Source organism: Geodermatophilus sp. URMC 64 (genome assembly GCF_053502555.1).
In genome coordinates this window covers 2,008,638-2,031,216 of the sequence record NZ_CP199955.1, presented here as the reverse complement: position 1 = coordinate 2,031,216, position 22,579 = coordinate 2,008,638, and the positions used below count along the sequence as shown (strand labels likewise).

At 72.0% G+C, this 22,579-nt stretch carries 17 protein-coding genes and 1 riboswitch; of the genes, 10 read left to right on the top strand and 7 right to left on the bottom strand.

Annotation, left to right across the window (positions count from 1 at the left end; genetic code table 11):
* Window positions 1–59: 59 nt before the first annotated feature.
* The 3 genes from ACWIYF_RS10005 to uvrB all read right to left on the bottom strand — a co-directional run bounded on the left by ACWIYF_RS10005 (window position 60) and on the right by uvrB (window position 4,280).
* A complete protein-coding gene (locus ACWIYF_RS10005; RefSeq protein WP_448627973.1) occupies window positions 60–1,091 on the bottom strand; it encodes a TerC family protein in 1,032 nt (343 codons plus the stop codon).
* A 599-nt stretch (window positions 1,092–1,690) separates the two neighbouring features.
* A complete protein-coding gene (locus ACWIYF_RS10000; RefSeq protein WP_448627972.1) occupies window positions 1,691–2,044 on the bottom strand; it encodes an MmcQ/YjbR family DNA-binding protein in 354 nt (117 codons plus the stop codon).
* A 124-nt stretch (window positions 2,045–2,168) separates the two neighbouring features.
* Window positions 2,169–4,280, bottom strand: coding sequence for an excinuclease ABC subunit UvrB (gene uvrB / locus ACWIYF_RS09995; protein WP_448627971.1), 2,112 nt, complete (start codon window positions 4,278–4,280; stop codon window positions 2,169–2,171).
* Window positions 4,281–4,738: 458 nt separating this feature from the next.
* Between uvrB and glgX the strand changes: the two genes are divergently transcribed.
* Complete coding sequence (gene glgX / locus ACWIYF_RS09990) at window positions 4,739–6,847, top strand: glycogen debranching protein GlgX (RefSeq protein WP_448627970.1); 2,109 nt, start codon at window positions 4,739–4,741, stop codon at window positions 6,845–6,847.
* Window positions 6,844–9,174 (top strand): malto-oligosyltrehalose synthase, encoded by a 2,331-nt coding sequence (treY, locus tag ACWIYF_RS09985; RefSeq protein WP_448627969.1) that lies wholly within the window; start codon window positions 6,844–6,846, stop codon window positions 9,172–9,174. The genes glgX and treY overlap by 4 nt, the downstream gene beginning before the upstream one ends.
* On the opposite strand, the gene ACWIYF_RS09980 is transcribed toward treY, so the two are convergent.
* Complete coding sequence (locus tag ACWIYF_RS09980) at window positions 9,171–9,569, bottom strand: ABC transporter permease (RefSeq protein WP_448627968.1); 399 nt, start codon at window positions 9,567–9,569, stop codon at window positions 9,171–9,173. The two genes, treY and ACWIYF_RS09980, sit on opposite strands and share 4 nt — an antisense overlap.
* Before the next feature lie 325 nt (window positions 9,570–9,894).
* Window positions 9,895–10,055, top strand: a riboswitch (cyclic di-AMP (ydaO/yuaA leader).
* Between ACWIYF_RS09980 and ACWIYF_RS09975 the strand changes: the two genes are divergently transcribed.
* The 8 genes from ACWIYF_RS09975 (at window position 10,056) to ACWIYF_RS09940 (ending at window position 19,004) form a co-directional block, all read left to right on the top strand.
* Entirely contained in the window at window positions 10,056–10,628 is a 573-nt protein-coding gene (locus ACWIYF_RS09975) for a LysM peptidoglycan-binding domain-containing protein (protein ID WP_448627967.1), read from the top strand.
* 166 nt (window positions 10,629–10,794) lie between these two features.
* Window positions 10,795–12,549, top strand: coding sequence for a malto-oligosyltrehalose trehalohydrolase (treZ, locus tag ACWIYF_RS09970; RefSeq protein ID WP_448627966.1), 1,755 nt, complete (start codon window positions 10,795–10,797; stop codon window positions 12,547–12,549).
* Window position 12,550: 1 nt separating this feature from the next.
* Window positions 12,551–13,285: a dihydrofolate reductase family protein gene (locus ACWIYF_RS09965; protein ID WP_448627965.1), complete on the top strand. Its 735-nt coding sequence runs from the start codon at window positions 12,551–12,553 to the stop codon at window positions 13,283–13,285.
* Window positions 13,286–13,318: 33 nt separating this feature from the next.
* The gene (locus ACWIYF_RS09960; protein ID WP_448627964.1) at window positions 13,319–14,338 is read left to right on the top strand and encodes an alpha/beta fold hydrolase; all 1,020 of its coding nucleotides are present in this window, start codon (window positions 13,319–13,321) and stop codon (window positions 14,336–14,338) included.
* A 467-nt stretch (window positions 14,339–14,805) separates the two neighbouring features.
* Window positions 14,806–15,147, top strand: coding sequence for a methyltransferase family protein (locus ACWIYF_RS09955; RefSeq protein ID WP_448627963.1), 342 nt, complete (start codon window positions 14,806–14,808; stop codon window positions 15,145–15,147).
* A gap of 9 nt (window positions 15,148–15,156) precedes the next feature.
* Window positions 15,157–16,263: an ATP-dependent DNA ligase gene (locus ACWIYF_RS09950; RefSeq protein ID WP_448627962.1), complete on the top strand. Its 1,107-nt coding sequence runs from the start codon at window positions 15,157–15,159 to the stop codon at window positions 16,261–16,263.
* A 62-nt stretch (window positions 16,264–16,325) separates the two neighbouring features.
* Window positions 16,326–17,888 (top strand): alpha/beta hydrolase, encoded by a 1,563-nt coding sequence (locus ACWIYF_RS09945; RefSeq protein ID WP_448627961.1) that lies wholly within the window; start codon window positions 16,326–16,328, stop codon window positions 17,886–17,888.
* A gap of 48 nt (window positions 17,889–17,936) precedes the next feature.
* On the top strand, window positions 17,937–19,004 hold the full coding sequence (locus tag ACWIYF_RS09940; protein WP_448627960.1) for a DNA polymerase domain-containing protein: 1,068 nt from the start codon (window positions 17,937–17,939) through the stop codon (window positions 19,002–19,004).
* Between the two features lie 249 nt (window positions 19,005–19,253).
* On the opposite strand, the gene ACWIYF_RS09935 is transcribed toward ACWIYF_RS09940, so the two are convergent.
* The 3 genes from ACWIYF_RS09935 to ACWIYF_RS09925 all read right to left on the bottom strand — a co-directional run bounded on the left by ACWIYF_RS09935 (window position 19,254) and on the right by ACWIYF_RS09925 (window position 22,359).
* Window positions 19,254–20,249, bottom strand: coding sequence for an AraC-like ligand-binding domain-containing protein (locus tag ACWIYF_RS09935; RefSeq protein WP_448627959.1), 996 nt, complete (start codon window positions 20,247–20,249; stop codon window positions 19,254–19,256).
* A gap of 56 nt (window positions 20,250–20,305) precedes the next feature.
* The gene (locus tag ACWIYF_RS09930) at window positions 20,306–21,022 is read right to left on the bottom strand and encodes an SDR family NAD(P)-dependent oxidoreductase (protein WP_448627958.1); all 717 of its coding nucleotides are present in this window, start codon (window positions 21,020–21,022) and stop codon (window positions 20,306–20,308) included.
* Window positions 21,023–21,111: 89 nt separating this feature from the next.
* The gene (locus ACWIYF_RS09925) at window positions 21,112–22,359 is read right to left on the bottom strand and encodes an acyl-CoA dehydrogenase family protein (protein WP_448627957.1); all 1,248 of its coding nucleotides are present in this window, start codon (window positions 22,357–22,359) and stop codon (window positions 21,112–21,114) included.
* Between the last annotated feature and the right edge of the window lie 220 nt (window positions 22,360–22,579).

The window sequence follows — 22,579 nt, the reverse complement described above, 5'->3', positions numbered from 1 at the left end:
GTGGTGGGTGGTCTCGGCGACGGCGGGCACCGGGTCGTGGTGCCCGCCGCGCCGGGGGGTCAGGGGGCCGTCGGCACCCGACTCGTCTCGTGCGCCGGCCGGTCGTGTGCGGCCTTCTCCGCGCGGTGCCGGCGGTCCTTGGCCAGGCTCGCCACCGTCGTCACCAGCAGCGTTCCCAGGATCACCGCCAGGGACAGCCAGGTCGGGATCTCGGGCAGCAGCGTCACGTGCTCGCCGCCGTTGAGGAACGGCAGGTCGTTGGTGTGCAGCGCGTGGATCAGCAGCTTGACGCCGATGAAGCCGAGGATCACGGCCAGGCCGTAGTGCAGGTAGACCAGGCGGTCGAGCAGGCCGTCGATGAGGAAGAACAGCTGCCGCAGCCCCAGCAGCGAGAACGCGTTCGCGGCGAAGACCAGGAACGTCTCCTGGGTGAGCCCGAAGATCGCCGGGATCGAGTCGACTGCGAACAGGACGTCGGCGCTGCCGATGGCGACGAGGGCGATCGCCAGCGGGGTGATGAAGCGCTTCCCGTCGACCTTCGTCGTCAGCTTGTCGGCGTGGTACTCCTCGGTCGTCGGCAGGATCCGGCGGGTCAGCCGGAGGACGCCGTTCTCCTTGTAGTCGTCGTCCCCCTGGTGGCCGCCGCGTGCCTGCGCGACCGCCGTCCAGATGAGGAACGCGCCGAAGAGGTAGAACACCCAGCTGAACTGCTCGATGGCCGCGGCGCCGACGAAGATGAAGACCGTCCGCAGCGCCAGGGCGAAGGTGATGCCGTAGAGCAGCACCTTCTGCTGCAGCTCCCGCGGCACCGCGAAGCTCGACATGATCAGGACGAAGACGAAGAGGTTGTCGACCGACAGGCTCTTCTCCGTGACGTAGCCGGCGAAGTACTCCCCGCCGTACTCGGCCCCGTAGAACCACAGGATCAGCAGGCCGAAGACGACGGCGATGCCGACGTAGCCCGCGGACCAGAGCGCCGCCTCGCGCAGCGTCGGCGCGTGCGGGGTCCGCACGTGGCCGACGAGATCGAAGACGAGCATGGCGACGATCACCGCGACGGTGATCGCCCATACCCAGAAGGGGACATCCATACGACAATTACCTCCGGTGACTGGCGTGCGTCAGCAACCGGAGGTCTCTCCCGTCGCCGGAACACCGGCGACCGGCGGGGCCGGAGGTCGCAGACCTCGTGATGACGACTCCGCCGCGGGCGGGATACTCCCCTCCACGACCGGACACCCGGTGCAGCGCACCGGACATCCACGGGACACCCTAGGGGTCCGATCGGTGCAACGCACGACAGGGCCGGGCGCGTTCCCCACGTGTTCCTGAGCACACCCGGGGAGCCGCCGTCTCGGGCTCTCCGGTCGGTTGATCTACGGATGCTCCAGGCGATGCCTCCCTGGCAGCAGTGCTCTCGTTCCCCGATCGACGTCACGTAAGCGGCGCCCGGAGGATCTGCGTGCTCACGTCCGTGTCGCTCGGCGTCTGGTTCGTGACGGCCGTCGGCTTCCTCGCGATCGTCGTCCTCGACCTGATCGTCATCGCCCGTCGCGACAACGCGTGACGATGCGGCAGGCGACGGTCTGGGTCTCGCACATCGACGCCGTTTCTGCTGATCAGGGTGGGGGCGAGCCTGGGCAAGCAGCGGCGGGACGTGCGCCGCGCGCAGGGGGCTGGCCGGGGGCGATCAGCCCGCAGGCGGGCGCTTGCTCCTCGGCAGCGCGGCGACGATCGCCTCGTAGGAGTCGTCGATGAGCTCGCGGACCTCGTCGTCGGGGACCTTGCCGGTCCAGTCGACGGAGTTCCAGCCGTAGCGCCCGATGTAGTGGCTGGTCTCGATGGCGCCCGGGTACCGCTCGCGCCACTCGGCCGCCTCCTCGGCGTTGCGGCCGCACTTGAGGCCGACGCTGCCGCCGTCCAGGCCGATGAAGGCGAACGCCTTGCCGCCGACCTTGGCCACCAGCTCGGCGTCGCCCCAGGGGTAGGTCTCCTCGGCGCCCGGCTTGCCCAGGCAGTAGTCGACCAGCTCGTCGCGCTCCACGGCGCTCCTCTCGCACAGTCGACCATCGGCAGGTGGCTCACCGACACGCCGTCGGACGCAGCCAGCTGCCCATGATCAACTGCCTCTCGGGCCGCGTCCAGGAACGCGGGCCGTCGGCTCCCCCCTAGGCGTGGGCGGCGTCGAGCTGGCGGAGCTCCTTCTTCAGCTCGGCCAGCTCGTCGCGCAGCCGGGCGGCCACCTCGAACTGCAGCTCGCGGGCGGCGGCCAGCATCTGCTCGTTCATCTGCGCGATCAGGTCGGCGAGCTCGTTGCGCGGCAGGCCCTGGACGTCGATCGCCCCGGCCTTGCCCGCCTTCTTCGACGACAGCCCGGGGACCGGCGACTTGCCCCGCGACTGCTGCCGGCCCGAGCCGCCGATCAGCTCGGACTCAGCGTCCTCGGCCTCGCGGTAGATGCCGTCGAGGATGTCGACGATCTTCTTGCGCAGCGGCTGCGGGTCGATGCCCCGCTCGGTGTTGTAGGCGATCTGCTTCTCGCGGCGCCGGTTGGTCTCCTCGATCGCGGTCGCCATCGACGGGGTGACCGTGTCGGCGTACATGTGCACCTGGCCGGAGACGTTGCGGGCCGCGCGGCCGATCGTCTGGATCAGCGAGGTGCCCGACCGCAGGAAGCCCTCCTTGTCGGCGTCGAGGATCGCGACCAGCGACACCTCGGGCAGGTCCAGGCCCTCGCGCAGCAGGTTGATGCCGACCAGCACGTCGTACTCGCCCTGGCGCAGCTCGCGGAGCAGCTCGACCCGGCGCAGGGTGTCGACCTCGGAGTGCAGGTACCGGACCTTGATGCCGAGCTCGAGCAGGTAGTCGGTGAGGTCCTCGGCCATCTTCTTGGTCAGCGTGGTGACCAGGACCCGCTCGTCCTTCTCGGTGCGCAGCCGGATCTCGTGCACCAGGTCGTCGATCTGGCCCTTGGTCGGCTTGACCACGACCTCGGGGTCGACCAGGCCGGTCGGGCGGATGACCTGCTCGACGAACTCGCCACCGGTCCGGCCCAGCTCGTACGGGCCGGGGGTCGCCGACAGGTAGACCGTCTGGCCGATCCGGTCGGTGAACTCCTCCCACTTCAGCGGCCGGTTGTCCATCGCCGAGGGCAGCCGGAAGCCGTGCTCGACCAGGGTCCGCTTGCGGCTCATGTCGCCCTCGTACATGCCGCCGATCTGCGGCACGGTCACGTGTGACTCGTCGATGACCAGCAGGAAGTCGTCAGGGAAGTAGTCGAGCAGGCAGGAGCCGGCGCTGCCGGGGGCGCGGCCGTCGATGTGCCGCGAGTAGTTCTCGATGCCGGAGCAGAACCCGACCTGGCGCATCATCTCGATGTCGTAGGTGGTCCGCATGCGCAGCCGCTGGGCCTCCAGCAGCTTGCCCTGCCGCTCCAGCTCGGCCAGCCGCTGCTCCAGCTCGGCCTCGATGCCGCGGATCGCCCGCTCCATCCGGTCCGGCCCGGCGACGTAGTGGGTGGCCGGGAAGACGAAGATCTCCTGGACCTCGCGCACCACCTCGCCGGTCAGCGGGTGCAGGTAGTAGAGCCGCTCCACCTCGTCGCCGAACATCTCGACCCGGAGGGCGAGCTCCTCGTACACCGGGAAGATCTCGATCGTGTCGCCCCGCACGCGGAAGGTGCCGCGGCTGAAGGACAGGTCGTTGCGCGTGTACTGCTCGGTGACCAGCGTGCGCAGCAGGTCCTCCCGGTCGCGCTCCTCCCCCACCCGCAGCCGCAGCGCCCGGTCCACGTACTCCTGCGGCGTCCCCAGGCCGTAGATGCAGGAGACGGTCGCCACCACCACGACGTCGCGGCGGGTGAGCAGGCTCATCGTCGCGGAGTGCCGCAGCCGCTCGACCTCCTCGTTGATCGAGGAGTCCTTCTCGATGTAGGTGTCGGTCTGCGGGACGTAGGCCTCGGGCTGGTAGTAGTCGTAGTACGAGACGAAGTACTCGACGGCGTTGTTCGGCAGCAGCTCGCGGAACTCGTTGGCCAGCTGCGCGGCCAGCGTCTTGTTCGGCGCCATGACCAGCGTCGGGCGCTGCACCTGCTCGATCAGCCAGGCGGTGGTCGCCGACTTGCCGGTGCCGGTGGCACCGAGCAGGACGACGTCCTTCTCGCCGGCGTTGACCCGCTCCGCCAGGGCCTTGATGGCGGCCGGCTGGTCACCCGAGGGCTCGAACTCGCTGACGACGCGGAAGCGCCCCTGGGTGGGCCGGATGTCGGTGGTCGCGCGCACGCCGACGACGGTACGACGCGGGTGTGACAGAACGGGTCCGAGCGGGGGCTGGTGCCCGCGGGACGGCGGACGGTGCCCGGATACTTGTCCTCGTCGGCGTGTCCCCCTAGCGTTCGCCGTCGCAGCAGCGGTACCCGCCGGGGACCAGCGCCACCCGGCGTCCCCGGGCGAGGTCGGACCCCGGCGGGTGCCGCTCTCCCCGCCCCGGCGCCTCCCGCCGGGCCGGACCTGCGCACGCCGTCCCTCGCGGCCGGGCCCCTCGCGGCCCGCCGCGGGGGGCGTCGTCGTCCTCCCGCGTGCTCCGCAGGTGAGACACGTCTCCCGGCGCGTGATCCAGGTGTGCGGAACAGTGGACGCGGGCACAGCCGCGAGCAACGCCCGTCCGACCCCCTGTCCCCGTCCGGGAGAGGGGGCCACTGCCCTCTGCCCGCAGAGGGCCACCGCAGGAGGAACACCGCATGACGCAGGTCTGGCCCGGGGCCGCCTACCCGCTCGGTGCCACGTACGACGGCACCGGCACCAACTTCGCGATCTTCAGCGAGGTGGCCGAGAAGGTCGAGCTGTGCCTGTTCGACGACGAGGGCAACGAGCAGCGGATCGAGCTGCCGGAGATGGACGGCTTCGTCTGGCACGCGTTCCTCCCCGGCATCCAGCCCGGGCAGAAGTACGGCTACCGGGTGCACGGGCCGTACGACCCGGAGCAGGGGCTGCGCTGCAACCCGAGCAAGCTCCTGCTCGACCCCTACGCGAAGGCGATCGAGGGCGGCGTCGACTGGAACCCGTCGGTCTTCGGCTACGACTTCGAGACCAAGGAGCGCAACGACGAGGACTCCGCGCCGCACATGCCGAAGTCCGTCGTCGTCAACCCGTACTTCGACTGGGGGGTGGACCGCCCGCCGAAGACCCCGTACCACCAGTCGGTCATCTACGAGGCCCACGTCAAGGGCCTGACCATGACCCACCCCCGGATCCCGGAGGAGCTGCGCGGCACCTACGCCGGCATCGCGCACCCGGCGATCGTGGAGTACCTGCAGGAGCTGGGGGTGACCGCCATCGAGCTGATGCCGGTGCACCAGTTCGTGCAGGACGACACTCTCCAGCAGAAGGGCCTGCGCAACTACTGGGGCTACAACACGATCGGCTTCTTCGCCCCGCACAACGAGTACGCCAGCAGCACCGACGCCGGGCAGCAGGTGCAGGAGTTCAAGGGCATGGTCCGGACCCTGCACGAGGCCGGCATCGAGGTGATCCTCGACGTCGTCTACAACCACACGGCGGAGGGCAACCACCTGGGCCCGACGCTGTCGTTCAAGGGCATCGACAACCGGGCCTACTACCGGCTGGTCGAGGACGACCCGCAGTACTACATGGACTACACCGGCACCGGGAACTCGCTGAACGCGCGCACGCCGCAGGCGCTGCAGCTGATCATGGACTCGCTGCGCTACTGGATCACCGAGATGCACGTCGACGGGTTCCGCTTCGACCTCGCCTCCACGCTGGCCCGCGAGCTGCACGACGTCGACCGGCTGTCGGCGTTCTTCGACCTGGTGCACCAGGACCCGGTGGTCAGCCAGGTCAAGCTGATCGCCGAGCCCTGGGACGTCGGCGAGGGCGGCTACCAGGTCGGCAACTTCCCGGCCCTGTGGACCGAGTGGAACGGCAAGTACCGCGACACCGTCCGCGACTTCTGGCGCGGCGAGGACGCGATCATCGGGGAGTTCGCCAGCCGGATCACCGGGTCGTCGGACCTCTACCAGCACTCCGGTCGCAGCCCCGTGGCGAGCATCAACTTCGTCACCGCGCACGACGGCTTCACCCTGCGCGACCTCGTCTCCTACAACGAGAAGCACAACGAGGCCAACGGCGAGGGCAACAACGACGGCGAGAGCCACAACCGCAGCTGGAACTGCGGCGTCGAGGGCGAGACCGACGACCCGAAGGTGCTCGCCCTGCGCGCCCGGCAGCAGCGCAACTTCCTGACCTCGCTGATGCTGTCCCAGGGCGTGCCGATGCTGCTGCACGGCGACGAGATGGGCCGCACCCAGCAGGGCAACAACAACGGCTACGCCCAGGACTCCGAGCTCACCTGGATCCACTGGGACGACGTCGACGAGCAGCTGCTGGAGTTCACCAAGCAGGTGATCAAGCTGCGCACCGACCACCCGGTGTTCCGCCGGCGCCGCTTCCTCTCCGGCCGGCCGGTGCGGCGCGCGGAGGGCGATCCCGTGCCGGACGTCGCCTGGCTGACGCCGGCGGGCGACCTGATGAGCGACGAGGACTGGGATGCCGGCTTCGCCAAGTCGCTGGCCATGTACCTCAACGGCCACGGCATCCGGGAGACCGACGAGCGCGGCGAGGCGATCCTCGACGACTGCTTCTACCTGGCCTTCAACGCGCACCACGAGCCGATGGAGTTCTCCCTGCCGACGAGCGAGTACGCCACCGCCTGGACGGTCGTGCTGGACACCGCCGAGCACGGCGAGCTCGAGCCCGACGAGCTCAAGCCCGGTGAGTCGGTGACCGTCGCCGCCCGCGCCACCGTCGTCCTGCGCGCGGCACCGTGACCGAGGGGACCGACGACGTCGAGCGCCGCCGGAGCGTGCCGACGGCGACCTACCGGCTGCAGATCCACGCCGGTTTCACGCTGGACGACGCCGCGTCCGTGGCCGGCTACCTCGCCGACCTCGGGGTGACGCACGGCTACGCCTCTCCCCTGCTGCGCTCGGCCGAGGGCAGCAACCACGGCTACGACACCGTCGACCACGCGCACATCGACGAGGCGCGCGGCGGGCGGGAGGGTTTCGACCGGTTCGTCGCCGCGCTGCACGAGCGCGGCCTCGGGCTGGTGCTCGATCTGGTGCCCAACCACATGGGCGTCGCCGATCCCGCCGCCGCGCCCTGGTGGTGGGACGTGCTGAAGAACGGGCGCACCAGTGCCCATGCGGATGCCTTCGACATCGACTGGGAGTTCGGCGGCGGCAGGGTCCGCCTGCCCGTTCTGGGCTCCGCGGACGACGTCGAGAAGCTGGAGGTCGTCGACGGCGAGCTGCGGTACTACGACAACCGCTTCCCGCTCGCGCCCGGCACGGACGGCGGGACTCCCCAGGAGGTGCACGACCGCCAGCACTACGAGCTCGTCGACTGGCGGCGCGCCGACACCGACCTGAACTACCGGCGGTTCTTCGCGATCAACACCCTCGCCGGGCTGCGCGTGGAGGACCCGGCGATCTTCGACGCCACCCACGACCTGGTGCTGCGGCTGGTGCGGGAGGGCGCGGTCGACGGGCTGCGGATCGACCACCCGGACGGCCTGGCCGACCCCAAGGGCTACCTGGAACGACTTGCCCGGCTCTCCGACGACCGGTGGACGGTCGTCGAGAAGATCCTCGAGCCCGGCGAGGAGCTGCCGGAGAGCTGGGCCACCGCGGGGACGACCGGCTACGACGCGCTCGCCGAGGTGGACGACGTCCTGGTCGACCCGGCCGGCGAGGCGGCGCTGACCGCGCTGGACACCGAGCTCGCGGGCCGGACCGTCGACTACGCGCAGCTGGTGCACGACTGCAAGCGCGAGGTCACCGACGGCATGCTCGGCTCGGAGGTCGCGCGCCTGGTGCGGGTGATCGGCGAGCTGCCGGGCGTGGACGCCGAGCAGGTCCGGGAGGCGCTGGCCGAGCTGCTCGCCACGTTCGGCGTCTACCGCAGCTACCTGCCCGACGGCCGTGAGCACCTCGACGTGGCGGTGGCCGCGGTCCGCGACCGCCGTCCCGACCTGGTCGCCGCCGTCGACGCGCTGCACCCGGTGCTCGCGCAGGCCGGCACCGAGGCCGCCACCCGGTTCGAGCAGACCAGCGGCCCGGTCATGGCCAAGGGCGTGGAGGACTCCGCCTACTACCGGTGGGCGCGGTTCGTGGCGCTCAACGAGGTCGGCGGCGACCCGGCACGGTTCGGCAGCACCGTCGAGGAGTTCCACGAGGCGCAGCGGCGCCGGCTGGAGCGCAAGCCGGCGTCGATGACGACGCTGTCGACGCACGACACCAAGCGCAGCGAGGACGTCCGCGCCCGGCTGGCCGTGCTCGCCGAGCTCCCGACCGAGTGGGCCAGCCTGGTCCGGTACCTGCTGTCGCGGCACCCGCTGGGCGACCGGCCGCTGGCGCACCTGGTGTGGCAGAACCTGGTCGGCGCGTGGCCGCTCTCGCGCGAGCGGGCGCACGGCTATGTGGAGAAGGCCGCCCGCGAGGCCGGGACGTCGACCACGTGGACGAACCCGGTGCAGGAGTTCGAGGAGCAGCTGCACGCGCTCGTCGACGCCGCCTACGACGACGAGGCGACGGCGGCGCGGATCCACAAGTTCGTCGAGCGGATCACCGGCTTCGGCCGGTCGAACTCGCTGTCCCAGAAGCTGCTGCAGCTGACCATGCCCGGCGTCCCGGACGTCTACCAGGGCACCGAGCTGTGGGACCTCTCGCTCGTGGACCCGGACAACCGGCGGCCGGTCGACTACGACCTGCGCCGGCGGCTGCTGGCGGCCCTCGACGGCGGCGAGGTCCCCGAGGTGGACGACACCGGCGCGGCCAAGCTGCAGGTGGTCTCCCGCACGCTGCGGGCCCGCCGCGACCATCCGGAGTGGTTCGACGGCTACGGGCCGGTCGAGGCCGCCGGGTCCGCCTCGGGGCACGTCGTCGCGTTCGACCGGGGCGGGGCGGTGTCCGTGGCGACCCGGCTGCCGGTCGGGCTCGCGGCGCTCGGCGGCTGGGGCGACACGGCGCTGCAACTGCCGAACGGGGCCTGGCGGGACCTGTTCACCGGGGCGCGGGCGGTCTCCGACGCCGCCGGCGCCCCGCTGGCCGACGTCCTCGCCCGCCTGCCGGTTGCGCTCCTCGTACGGGACTAGAAGCGGATCGCGTCGATCACCTTCGCGCGGACGGCGATGATCGCGGGCAGCAGGCCGGCGAGCGCGCCGACCGCGGTGGCGGCGACCAGGCCCTCGATCGCCGCCGCCACCGGGAACCCGGGGGTGTCGGCGAGCGGGATGCCGTTGCCGAGCCACTGCTCCAGCGGGAGCTGGCGCACGAGGACGACGGAGGCGCCGACGGCCACCAGGCCGGCGACGAAGGTGGCGCAGACGCTCTCCAGCATCACCGCGGAGAAGATCCGCGCGGACGTGGCCCCGAAGCTGCGGCGCACGCCGGCGTCCTGACGGAACGCCTGCACCTCCACGCCGGGCAGCGCCAGGCCGAGGTCGTTCTGGACGGTGGCGATCACCTCGTCGGCCTGCTGCGAGGGCATCCACAGCTCGAGCGTCGGCGGGCCGAAGAAGGCCGTACTCGGTGGTACCGAGTCGGCGGGACGGTAGCGGGCGGCAGCCGCTCGCGGGGCCCGTTCCACCGCGACGCGCGGACCGGTCACCCGGAGGCGGGAAGCACCCGCACCGCAACGGTGCGTCGCGGCGCGAGTGCGGTGCGCAGGACCGGCGACGGCGCGTCGGCGAAACACCGACGCCACGCCCGGGAACTGCATGGTCCGGAGAGCCGCACGGGAGGGCCCTCCATACGGTTCGGCGCGTGCCCGGGCCTCCCTCGGCCGGGCTCCAGGCGCCGGCCCGCCCAACCCCGTCCACCGGCCGCCTGTCCCTCGGATCAGCCCACGGACGGGGGCGGGGGAACCACATCTGACGCACGCGCTGCGTCTCGGGGTGAAGCCGCCTCCCGGCGGCCGGGCACACCGATCGCCCGAACCCGACAGCTCACCTCGCCGGCGGGGATCGGAGGATCCATGTCCCAGCACGTCCTGCCCGGGTACCGCCATGTCCGCCGCCTGCTGTGCGGCGCTGCGCTCGCCCTGGGCACCGCGGTCGGGGGCGTCGCCCTCGCCGCGCCGGCGTCCGCCGCAGAGCACGACTGGAGCGGCGTCGCGCAGTGCGAGTCCGGGGGGAACTGGCACATCAACACCGGCAACGGCTACTACGGCGGGCTGCAGTTCAGCCGCTCCACCTGGCTGGCCTACGGCGGTGGCGCCTACGCCGCCCGGGCCGACCTGGCCACACCGGCGCAGCAGATCGCCGTCGCCGAACGGACCCTCGCGGGGCAGGGCATCGGCGCGTGGCCGGTCTGCGGGCGGCACCTGCGGGGCGGCTCCACACCGGCGGCCGCCGCACCTGCGCCGGCCCCGCAGGCGTCGTCGGGGTCGTCCCACGCGTCGGGTGGCAGCTACGTGGTGAAGAGCGGTGACACCCTCGCGAAGATCGCCCGGGCGCACGGGATCAGCTGGCGCGCGCTCTGGGCGCAGAACCGGAGCACCGTCGGCAACCCGAACATGATCTACGTGGGCCAGCGCCTGCACGTCTGACGGGAGGACCGGGCGACGGAGCCGGGCCGGGGTGGCGTTCCCCGGCCCGGCTCCCGCACGTCGGGGGCGGGCTCGGGCAGCGTCGCCATCCGGGTCCTTCGACGGTTGAGCCGACGGCGCCCGGGCATAGTGGCTGCGCTCCCCCTGCCGGAAGGAAGGCTCCTCCATGCCCGACCCCGTCGAGTTCGCCGTCTGGGCACCGCTGCCGGAACGCGTGCGGCTCCAGGTCGACGGCGCCGTCCACGACATGAGCCGGGACGACGACGGCTGGTGGCGCGCGGAGGTCGAGGCCTCCCCGGAGGCGGACTACGGTTTCCTGCTGGACGACAACGACAGCCCCCGCCCGGACCCGCGCTCGCGTCGCCAGCCCGACAGCGTGCACGGCCTGTCCCGCCGCTTCGACCCGGCCGCCCACTCGTGGGGCGACACCGCGTGGACGGGGCGGCCGCTGGCCGGCGGCGTGGTCTACGAGCTGCACGTCGGCACGTTCACCCCCGAGGGCACCCTGGACGCCGCGATCGACAAGCTCGGCCACCTGGTCGACCTCGGCGTCGACTTCATCGAACTGCTGCCGGTCAACGCGTTCAACGGTCCGCACAACTGGGGCTACGACGGCGTGCTCTGGTACGCCGTGCAGGAGACCTACGGCGGCCCGGCGGCCTACCAGCGGTTCGTCGACGCCTGCCACCAGCGCGGCCTCGGCGTGATCCAGGACGTCGTCTACAACCACCTGGGCCCGTCGGGGAACTACCTGCCGGAGTTCTTCCCCATCAACGCCTCGGGCGGCGCCAACACGTGGGGCAGCTCGATCAACCTGTCCGGCCCGGACTCCGACGAGGTCCGCCGCTACGTCATCGACAACGCGCTCATGTGGCTGCGCGACATGCACGTCGACGGACTGCGGCTCGACGCCGTCCACGCGCTGGTCGACGAGCGGGCCACGCACGTGCTCGAGGAGATGGCGCAGGAGGTCGACAAGCTGTCGGTCGCCGTCGGCCGGCCGCTGACGCTGATCGCCGAGAGCGACCTCAACGACCCGCGGATGGTCACCCCGCGGGTGGCCGGCGGGCTGGGGCTGACCGCGCAGTGGAGCGACGACTTCCACCACGCGCTGCACGCGTCGCTGACCGGCGAGGGGCAGGGCTACTACGCCGACTTCGCCGAGGCGGGCCTGTCCGGCCTGGCCAAGACGCTGACCGGCGCCTTCTTCCACGACGGCGCGTGGTCGAGCTTCCGGCGGCGGCACCACGGCCGCCCGGTCGACACCGCCCTGCTGCCCGGCTGGAAGTTCCTCGGCTACCTGCAGGACCACGACCAGATCGGCAACCGGGCGGTCGGCGACCGGATCTCGGCCTCCCTCTCCCCCGACCTGCTCGCCGTCGGCGCCACGATCGTGCTGACCAGCCCGTTCACGCCGATGCTCTTCATGGGCGAGGAGTGGGGGGCGACGACGCCCTGGCAGTTCTTCACCAGCCATCCGGAGCCCGAGCTGGGCAAGGCGACGGCCGAGGGCCGCATCGGGGAGTTCGCCGAGCACGGCTGGGACGCCGCCGTCGTCCCCGACCCGCAGGACCCCGAGACGTTCACCCGCTCCAAGCTCGACTGGGCCGAGCCGGCCAAGGAGCCGCACGCGCGGGTGCTGGAGACGCATCGTGCGCTACTGGCTCTGAGAAAAGCCCACCCGGAGCTCGTCGACCCCGACCTCGCCGCGATGGCGGTCAGCTGGGACGACGACGACCGCTGGATCGCCGTCACCCGCGGGTCGCTGCGCGTCGTCGCCAACTTCGCCGACGCACCCCGCGAGCTGGACCTCGACCGCCCGGCCACCGGCGTGCTGTTCAGCACCGGCGAGCAGCCCCGGCTGGACCGGGAGACGGTGACCCTGCCCGCGGAGACCGCCGCCGTCCTGACCACCCGCTGACATGCGGGCCCTGTTCCCCGACGTCCGGGACCTCGACGACGACGCGAGCCTGGCGGCGGCCTACCAGGCCCCGGCGGGGCGGTTCCTGCGGGTCAACTTCATCGCCTCGCTCGACGGCGCGACCACCGTCTCCGGGCGCAGCCGGGGCCTGCAGTCGCCGGGCGACCTGCGGGTGTTCCGGATGCTGCGCGCGCTGGCCGACGTCGTCCTGGTCGGCGCCGGCACCGCGATCGCCGAGGGCTACGGCCCGATGTCCGACGACTCCGCGGTGGGGCGGCTGCGGCTCGGGCTCGGCCGGAAGGGCACCGCGCCGATCGCGGTGGTCACCCGCCGGGCGTCCCTGAGCCCGCAGAGCCCGCTGGCCGGCGGCTCCTCCCCCACCCTGGTCCTCACCTGCGAGGCCGCGGACGCCGACCGCCGCGCCGCGCTGGCCGCCGCCGGCATGCAGGTGCTGGTCTGCGGGGAGGACGACGTCGACCTGCCGACGGCCGTCGACCGGCTGGTCGAGCGCGGCCTCGCGGAGATCACCTGCGAGGGCGGTCCCCAGCTGCTGCGCAGTGCGCTGGCCGCGGGGGTGGTCGACGAGCTCGACCTGTCGATCTCCCCCGCCCTGGTGGGCGGCGAGGTGCGGCTGGTCGGGGACGAGCCCCTGCACGACGTCGTCCGGCTCCGCCTCACCCAGGTGCTCGAGGAGGACGGCATGCTCTTCACCCGGTACGGGGTCCGACGGGACTGATCGCTCCGGCCTCGCGGAGGCAGAATCCGGGGGGTGGACCAGCGCATCGCGCGGGTGCGGCTCCCGGACGGCAGCCCGATCGCCTACGCCCGCGTGGGTTCCGGCCCCGCCCTGGTCCACGTGTCCGGCTGGCTGACCCACCTCGAGCTGAGCTGGGCGCTGCCGCCGGAACGCGCCTTCTACCAGGCGCTGGCGCACGGCCGGACGCTGGTCCGCTACGACAAGGCCGGGTGCGGGCTCTCCGGCCCGACGGATCGCCCGCCGTCCCTGGACCTGGAGGACCAGACCCTCTCGGCGGTCGCCGCAGAGGCGGGACCCGACCCCCTCGACCTGGTCGGCGTCTCGCTCGGCGCGGCGGTGGCGGCCCGCTGGGCAGCCGAGCACCCCACCCGGGTGCGCCGGCTGGTGCTCTACGGCGGCTGGGTCCGGGAGGTGCAGATCGCTCCCCCGGCCGTCCGGGAACGCGTGCTGGGGCTGGTGGGCGCGCAGTGGGGCCTCGGCTCCGACGTCCTCACCGACATCTTCGCCCCGGACGCCGATCGCCCGACCCGCCGGGCCTTCGCCCGCTACCAGCGAGCTGCCGCGTCGGCGGCGCGGGCCCGCGACATGCTCGCCACCTGCTACGAGGTGGAGCTCACCGACGTCCTCCCCCGGGTCCGCGCACGGACGCTGGTGGTCCACCGTGACCGCGACCGCGCCGCGCCCGTGGAGCAGGGCCGGGCCCTCGCCGAGGGCATCCCCGGGGCCACGCTGCGGATCCTGCCCGGCCGCAGCCATCTCCCCTTCGTCGGTGACGCCGACGCGCTCAGCCGCACGATCCGCGGCTTCCTCGGCCTGCCGCCGACCCGGCGGCCCGCGACGCCGACCCTCACCCCCCGCCAGCGCGAGGTCGCCGCGCTGGTCGCGGAGGGGCTGACCAACCGGGAGATCGCCGCCCGGCTGGTCATCTCCGAGCGCTCGGCGGAGTCGCACGTCGAGCGGATCCGGACGCGGCTGGGCTTCCGCTCGCGGGCGCAGCTGGCCGCCTGGGTGGCCGGCGGCGGCGCGGAGTGAGGTATTTCCACGGCTGACCCGAGCGCTCGGGCGGCCCACGCTCGGGTGCATGCGCCGCTCCCTGCTCCCCGCGTACGCCGTGCTGAGCTACGCCTCCTTCGTCCTGGCCACCTGATGGGCGTTCGGGTTCCTCGCCGACCTCGACGCCGTACCGACCACGGTCGACGGTCCGCAGCGCGGGCCGTGGTGGCAGGCGCTGCTCGTCGACGCCGCCCTCCTGCTCGCCTTCGCGGTGCAGCACTCGGTGATGGCCCGGCCGTGGTTCAAGCGCCGGCTCACCCGGCTGCTGCCGGCCGCCGCGGAACGCAGCACCTACGTCCTGGCCGCCGGGCTCGTCCTCGGACTGCTGTCCTGGCAGTGGCGCCCGCTGCCGGCGGAGATCTGGACCGTCACGTCGATGCCGCGGGGCGGCCCTGGTCTGGACTCTCTACGGCCTGGGCTGGGCGATCGCGATCGCCGCCACGTTCATGATCGACCACTGGGACTTCCTCGGGCTGCGGCAGGCCTGGTGGGACGCCCGCCGCGGCCCCTACGCCGGCCCCGGCTTCACGGAGCGCTGGCTGTACGCCTGGGTGCGCCACCCGCTGATGCTCGGCCTGCTCATCACGTTCTGGGCGACGCCGAGGATGACGGTCGGGCACCTGGTGTTCGCCGCCGCGGCGACCGGCTACGTCGCCGTCGGGGTCCGGTTGGAGGAGCGCGACCTGCGCGGCACGCTGGGCGCGACCTACGGCGACTACGCCGAACGGGTGCCCGCCGTGGTGCCGGGGACGCGCCGTGCTCGCCGGACCTCGTCCCCTGCTGCTTGACTGCAGGTCATGGACCTGCCGCTGCTCCCGCCGGTGAAGCCGATGCTGGCCAAGGCCTCGACCAAGCTGCCGACCGGCGACGGGCTCTACTACGAGCCCAAGTGGGACGGCTTCCGCTGCATCGTCTTCCGCGACGGCGACGAGGTGGAGCTCGGCAGCCGCAACGAGCGGCCGCTCACCCGCTACTTCCCCGAGGTGGTCGAGGCGGTCAAGGCCGCGCTGCCCGAGCGCTGCGTGGTCGACGGCGAGATCGTCATCCAGACCGGCGACCGGCTCGACTTCGAGGCCCTGCTGCAGCGCATCCATCCCGCCGCCTCGCGGGTCAACCTGCTGGCCGAGAACACCCCCGGCACGTTCGTCGCCTTCGACCTGCTCGCCCTCGGCGACGAGACCTTCCTGGAGACGCCGTTCGGCGAGCGGCAGGCGCGGCTGCGCGAGGTGGTGACGACGACCGGGTCGGTGCACGTCACCTCGATCACCCAGGACGCCGGGACGGCGCAGCGGTGGTTCCAGGAGTTCGAGGGCGCCGGGCTGGACGGCGTGGTCGCCAAGCCGGCCGACCTGCCCTACGGGCCTGATCAGCGGCTGATGACCAAGGTCAAGCACGTGCGCACAGCCGACTGCGTGGTCGCCGGGTTCCGGTGGCACAAGAGCGGGCCGATCGTCGGCTCGCTGCTGCTCGGGCTGTACAACGACGCCGGCGACCTGCAGCACATCGGGGTCGCGGCGTCGTTCCCGATGGCCCGCCGGGCGGAGCTGGTCGAGGAGCTGGCGCCGTACCGGGAGAACGCGCTGGAGAACCACCCGTGGCGGGACTGGGCCGAGTTCCAGGCGGCCGCGGCGGCAGCCGCCGCGAACGGGGAGGGGGAGGAGGACGGTCCCGAGCGGCGCATGCCCGGGGCGATCAGCCGGTGGAACGCCAAGAAGGACCTCTCCTGGGTGCCGCTGCGCCCGGAACTGGTGGTGGAGATCAAGTACGACCAGCTCGAGGGGCGTCGGCTTCGTCACACCGGCCAGTTCCTCCGCTGGCGGACCGACAGGGACCCGCTGAGCTGCACGTACGACCAGCTCGACATCCCGGTGAAGTACGACCTCGCCGAGGTCCTGGACGGCTGAACCGGCCTCCCCCGGCCGGCGGCCCGCTGCACGGGCGGCGGGAGGCCCATACGCTCGTGATCATGCGTCGTCGTCCTCCCCTGCTCGCCGCGGTCGCGGGGCTGCTGCTCCTGCTGACCGGTTGCACCTCGTTCACCAGCACGATGGCGGCCTCGGAGACGGCCGAGGAGAGCGGCTCGGCGGCCGCGGCGGAGGTGCCGCCGATCGAGTGGAGCGACTGCAGCGAGCAGATCGTGCCGCTGATCGCCGGGCAGCCGGGCGCGGACCGCAACCTCGGCTTCGAGTGCGGCCGCACCGAGGTGCCGATCAGCTACGACGAGCCGCAGGGGGCCACGCTCCCGCTGTTCCTGGTGCGGGTGAAGCTGGCCGGGCAGACCGACCGGATCGGCTCCCTGGTGGTCAACCCGGGCGGGCCCGGCGGCTCGGGCGCGGACGCCGCGATCGGGCTGGCCCTGTCCCTGCCCGAGGACGTGCTGCGCCGGTTCGACCTGGTCGGCTTCGACCCGCGGGGGGTGGGCCTGTCCACGCCGGTGGAGTGCATCCCCGCCGAGCTGAAGGACCGGCTCGTGGCCGCGGAGCCGCGGCCGGTCACCGAGAAGCAGCTCGACGACGCGTTCGCCCTCGCCGACGAGGTGGCGTCGGCCTGCGAGGACAAGTACGGCGACGCGCTGGGCAGCTTCAACACGGTCGACACCGCGCGGGACATGGACCGCATCCGCGAGGCCCTGGGCGACGAGCAGCTGACCTACCTCGGCTACTCGTACGGCACCACGCTGGGGTCCACCTACGCCGAGCTGTTCCCCGACAAGGTGCGGGCGCTGGTGCTCGACGCGGCGGTCGACCCGGAGGCCGACCCGGTGGAGGACGCCGAGGCCAGCGCGGCCGGCTTCGAGGCCGGCTTCGACGCGTTCGCGCAGAACTGCACGGGCCTGATCGCCGGCTGCCCGATCGGCCCGGACCCGCGCAAGGCCGTCTCCGACCTGCTCACCCAGGCCGGCGCGACACCGATCCCGAGCACGGCCGAGGGCGAGACCCGGACGGCGACCGCGGGCGTGGTCATGACCGCGATCCAGGCCGCGCTCTACGACCAGGAGTCCTGGCCGCAGCTGGCCCAGGCGCTGGCCGCGGCCCAGAAGGGCGACTCGGCGGGCGTGTTCTCCCTGGCCGACAGCTACTCCGGCCGGATGGACGACGGCAGCTACTCGAACCTGTTCGACGCGAACATCACGATCAACTGCGCGGACACCAGCACCGACGAGGACGTGCCGGAGAGCCAGGTGCGCCGGCTGGCCGCGGAGTGGAACGAGAAGTACCCGCTGTTCGGGGCGGGGTCGGCGGTCAGCCTGTACACCTGCTCGGCCTGGGACGCCGATCGCACGCCGCTGCCCGAGCGGGACGCGGAGGGCTCGGCGCCGATCCTCGTCGTCGGCAATTCCGGCGATCCGGTGACGCCGTTGCCCGGTGCGGTGGACATGGCGGACGATCTCGAGTCCGGCGTCCTGCTGACGTGGCAGGGTCAGGGGCACACGAGCTATCCCAAGACCCCGTGCGTCACCGACGCGGTGAACCGGTACCTGATCGACCTGACCGCGCCACAGGACGGGCTGACCTGCCCGGCCGCCTAGCACGGCGCCAGCGCCTTCCCCGCGCTGCTGAGCGAGAGGAGCAGCGCCATGGCCGCGAGCAAGGACGCCGCCGTCCTGCAGATCGACGGACACGAGGTGCGTGTCTCCAACCCGGAGAAGCCGTACTTCGCCGAGCGCGGGATCCGCAAGATCGACGTCGTCGAGTACTTCGTGTCGGTGGGGCCCGGCATCCTGTTCGCGCTCCGGGACCGCCCGACGACGCTGGAGCGCTGGCCCGGCGGGGTGTTCGAGGGCGCCCGGATCTCGACGCGGGTCGACAACACCGGTGACGCCTTCTACCAGAAGCGGGTGCCCAAGAACGCGCCCGAGTGGGTGCCGACGGCGCACATCACCTTCCCGAGCGGGCGGACGGCGGACGAGGTCGCGCCCGACTCCGTGGCGGTGGTCGCCTGGTGCGCCAACCTGGGCACGCTGACCTTCCACCCGTGGCCGGTGTCGAAGACCGACGTCGAGCAGCCCGACCAGATCCGCATCGACCTCGACCCGCAGCCCGGCACGGACTTCTCCGACGCGGTGTGGGTCGCGCCGCACGTGCGCGAACTGCTCGGCGAGTTCGGCATGCAGGGCTGGCCGAAGACCTCCGGCGGGCGCGGCGTGCACATCTACGTGCCGATCCAGCCCCGGTGGACCTTCCCGGAGGTGCGCCGCGCGGTGATCGCGTTCGGCCGCGAGCTGGAGCGCCGGCTGCCCGACCGCGTGACGATGTCGTGGTGGAAGGAGGAGCGCGGCGCGAAGATCTTCATCGACTACAACCAGATGGCCCGGGACCGCACGATCGCCTCGGCGTACTCCATCCGGCCCAAGCCCCACGCGCCGGTGTCCGCCCCGGTCGACTGGGACGAGCTGCCCGACGTCCACCCGACCGACTTCGACGTCCTCACCATGCCCAAGCGCTTCGCCGAGGTCGGTGACAAGCACGCCGGCCTGGCCGAGCACTCCTTCTCCATCGAGCCGCTGCTCGAGCTCGCCGAGCGGCAGGCCGCGGACCAGGGCCTGGGCGACCTGCCCTATCCCCCGGACTACCCGAAGATGCCGGGCGAGCCGATGCGCGTCCAGCCCAGCCGCGCCAAGCGTTCTACCAGCGAAGACGAGTGATCCAGGGCCGCTCGGAGGGATAGCACAGCGCTGACTCGCCCGATCATCTTCCGCGAACGGCGATCCGGCTCGAGGACGCCTGCTGGCGTCTTTCCGACGGCACTCAGCTCATCCCGGACGCCGCGAGCGGTTCGTAACCGCTGCTGGTCGACAGGGCCTGCATCTCGCGACGTCCGGTCAACGCCGGCGCCCGGCCGGTGGCGCCCAATGTTGTTCCGGTGGCCCGCCGGACGCCCGGCGCGCTGCTGGTCAGGTGACAGTGGCGCTGGAAGACTCGCGGTAGGCCGTCGGGCTCATCCCGTACCTGGCCCTGAACGCCCGGTTGAGGTGCGAGGCATCGCAGAAGCCCCAGCGATTCGCCACGTCCGTCACGGTGACGTGCGGACCCCGCATCTCCAGCTGACGGGCCGCCCGCTGGAGGCGTAGATCGCGGACGGTGGCGCCGAACGTGGTCTCGCGTCCGTTGTACAACTGGTGGAGCTTGCGGACGGAGATGCCGACGTGCCGGGCCGCTTCCACGGCGAGCACCTGCCCGTGCGGCAGCCGTTCGTGCACGAAGCGGGCGATGGACGCCCGCAACGCGTCGTCGACAGAGCTGCGGTCGTCACCGTCCTTCTCGAACGCCCCGAGCGCATTGGCGATGACCTCAGTGCAGGCGTGGTCGAGGGCGAGACGTGACGCGGGGCTCAGCTGCGCCCGCGAGCGCCAAAGGCTCGTCATCATGTCGGCGGCGACCGCGCCGGCCCCGGATCGGGCATCGACGGTGCGTGCAGTCCGCAGGGCCGGCTGCGGGATGAACGGCAGCATCTGCTCCCGGGGGATCTTGAAGGACAGGACCCGCCACGGGGAGCCGTCGGGCGACTCGTCGAACTCGAGCACGTAGGGCCGCGTCGTGTCGAACACCGCGAACGACCCCGGCGGCACGACGCACCTGCGTCCGTCCTGCTCGCCGCGACCCGTTCCGTCCAGCTGCAGGTTCACGAAGATCTGCTCGTCGCGGCCGCGCCGGACCTCGGCTGGCCCGTGGGTCAGCCGCTGGGTGCACGAGACGACCTCGGTCGGGGTTGAGTCCGCCAGCCGTTCGGCCCGGACCCAGCCGGTCAGGCCCTCACCCCAACGGCTCCGGCTGAGGTGCTGCCGGGTGCGCACCGGCGCCAGCGGAGCACACGCCTCGCAGACGACGTCAGCCCAGTAGGCGAACTGGTCCTTGGGCGCCAGGCCCTCGGTCGACCAGGTCAGTTCCATCGCTCACCCCAACCGCGCTCGATGCCGACGTACTATCCCGCGCACGCGGTAGTCCGTCACCAGACGCCGGCGGTGGAGCCTCCATCGACGGTCAGCACGGCACCGGTCACATACTCCGAGCCGGTGAGGTACAGGACGGCGTCGACGACGTCCTGTGGCACACCGGTCTTCCCGTTCGGGGCGAGCGTCCGGAAGAACGCCCAGTTCTCCTCACCGCGCGGCAGGAGCGGGGTGTCGATGACGCCCGGAGCGACCGCGTTCACGTGGACCCCCGACCCGGCGAGCTCCAACGCCAGAGCCCTGACCGCGTGGTCCAGCCCACCCTTGGTGACGGCGGTCATGAAGCAGGGCAGCTTCACGTTCGGCTGCAGCGCGATGCACGCGGTGACAGCGAGGATGTGGCCGGACCCGTTCGCCGTCATGTGGCGGGCGGCCTCCTGGGCTGGGTAGACGAAGCCCTTGACGTTGGTGTCGAGCATGGCCTCGACGTCGTCCACGGAGAAGTCGACGACCGGCTTCGCCATGAAGATGCCCGCGTTGGCGATCAGGATGTCGACCCTGCCGAACTGCTCGACAGCCCGCGCGAACAACGTGGCGGCCGTCTCCGGCCTGCTGATGTCGCCTTCGACGAGGAGGAAGTTGGCGGGGTTGCCGAGCGCGGCCGCGGCGTCCTCCAGCCTGGCCAGGGTGCGGGCGTTACCGACAACGTTGTAGCCGAGCTTCAGGTACGCCTCGGCGACGGCGAAGCCCAGGCCGCTCGAGGCTCCCGTCACGATCGCTGTCTTGGTGGATGTCATCGCGGTTCCCATCTCGAGGAGTTGGTGTGGCCGGCCTCCGGGCCGCCGTGTGGAGCGCCCGAGGTTCAGGGGACGTCGGACGAGGTGAGCGGGTCGTACTCCGCGCTCTGGATCACGGCGTGCAGCGCACGTCGGCGCACGCCGAGGTTTCCCCCGCCGAAGACAGGGAGGGCGAGGGCGTCCTGCAGCAACCCGTTGAGCGGGTTGGAAAGGTCGTAGCTCTCGACGCCGACGACTCGTGTGAGGTCGGTGATGACGCTGACGGCGGTCTCGGAACCGAAGACCTTCGCGCAGTTCGCGAGCTCGGCTGCCGCGACGCTCCCCGCGTCGATGGCCCGGCAGGCACGCCAGGTGAGGGACCGACAGGCCTCCATCCGCACCTTGGCGTTCACCAGCTCGTACCCGACCGCTTGATGGTCGATGATCGGCACCGCGCCGCCACGCCGCTCCGACTTCGCGAACTGCAGGACGTGGTCGAAGGCCGCCCGCATCAGGGCCACCCCCATGACACCGACGAGTGCGGACGCATCGGCGAAGGACTCGGACACCAGCCGGAGGCCTGCCCCCTCCCGGCCGATCAGGTTCCGGCGGGAGGTCCGCACGGCCCGGAAGGAGAAGTCAGGCAGGAAGTGCGCGCGGAACCCGGGTGAGTCGATGACGCCCTCGAGGACCAGACCGTCGACTGGTCCCTCGACGGCGAGGACCGACACCCCTTCTACTGGCGCAACCGCAGGGTCGGTCCGCACGACGACGCACAACAGATCCGCACCGCTGCCGTCCCAACCGGTGGCCGACGAGACCCATCTCTTGCGCCCGTTGATGATCCAGTCGTCGCCGTCGACGCGGGCGGCGGTGCGCACACCCTCCCCAGGAGCTGGCGACCCGGCGTTCGCGCTGCCGCCAGGCTCGGAGGAGCAGAACCCCGCGAGCGGTGCTCCGTGCCCGGTGAGGAACGGTGCCAGCAGGCGCGACTGCTGCTCTCGGGTTCCCCCGACGACCACCGGCTGCAGGCCGAGCACGGTCCCGACCAGCGTGAGAGCAACGCCGGGACTGCCGCAGAACAGTTCCTCGGTGAGGAGGGCGACGTCGGTGAGGCACGAGCTGTCGCCGCCGGCGGTCTCCCGGATGCACGCTCGGAGGAAGCCGCCGGAGACCAGCTGCTCGTACGCCGGCTTCGTCGCAGCGAACCGCTCAGCAGGAGTGGGCAGCTGTTCCGCACTCGCCTTGACGTCGCGCAGCACGTCCTCGGCGAAGCGCCGCGCCTTCGTGCGCAACTCGCCCTGACGCGCGGTGGGAGCGGAAGCGAGCGGCATCCTGCATCAGGCCTTTCCCGTTCCCCGCGAGGCGCTCGATCCCTGGGGACGACGACGGTCGTGGTCGGCGAAGAAGTCGCCGGTGCCGACGTTCGCCGTTGCGGCATGGTGTGCCGACGGCTGGGGCTGTGACGTGGAGATTCGCGCATGGCGACGTGGACGTGGGTGCACGCTCACCGTTGGTGGGTACGACAGGTACCGGGCCGTATGGGCAGTCCTG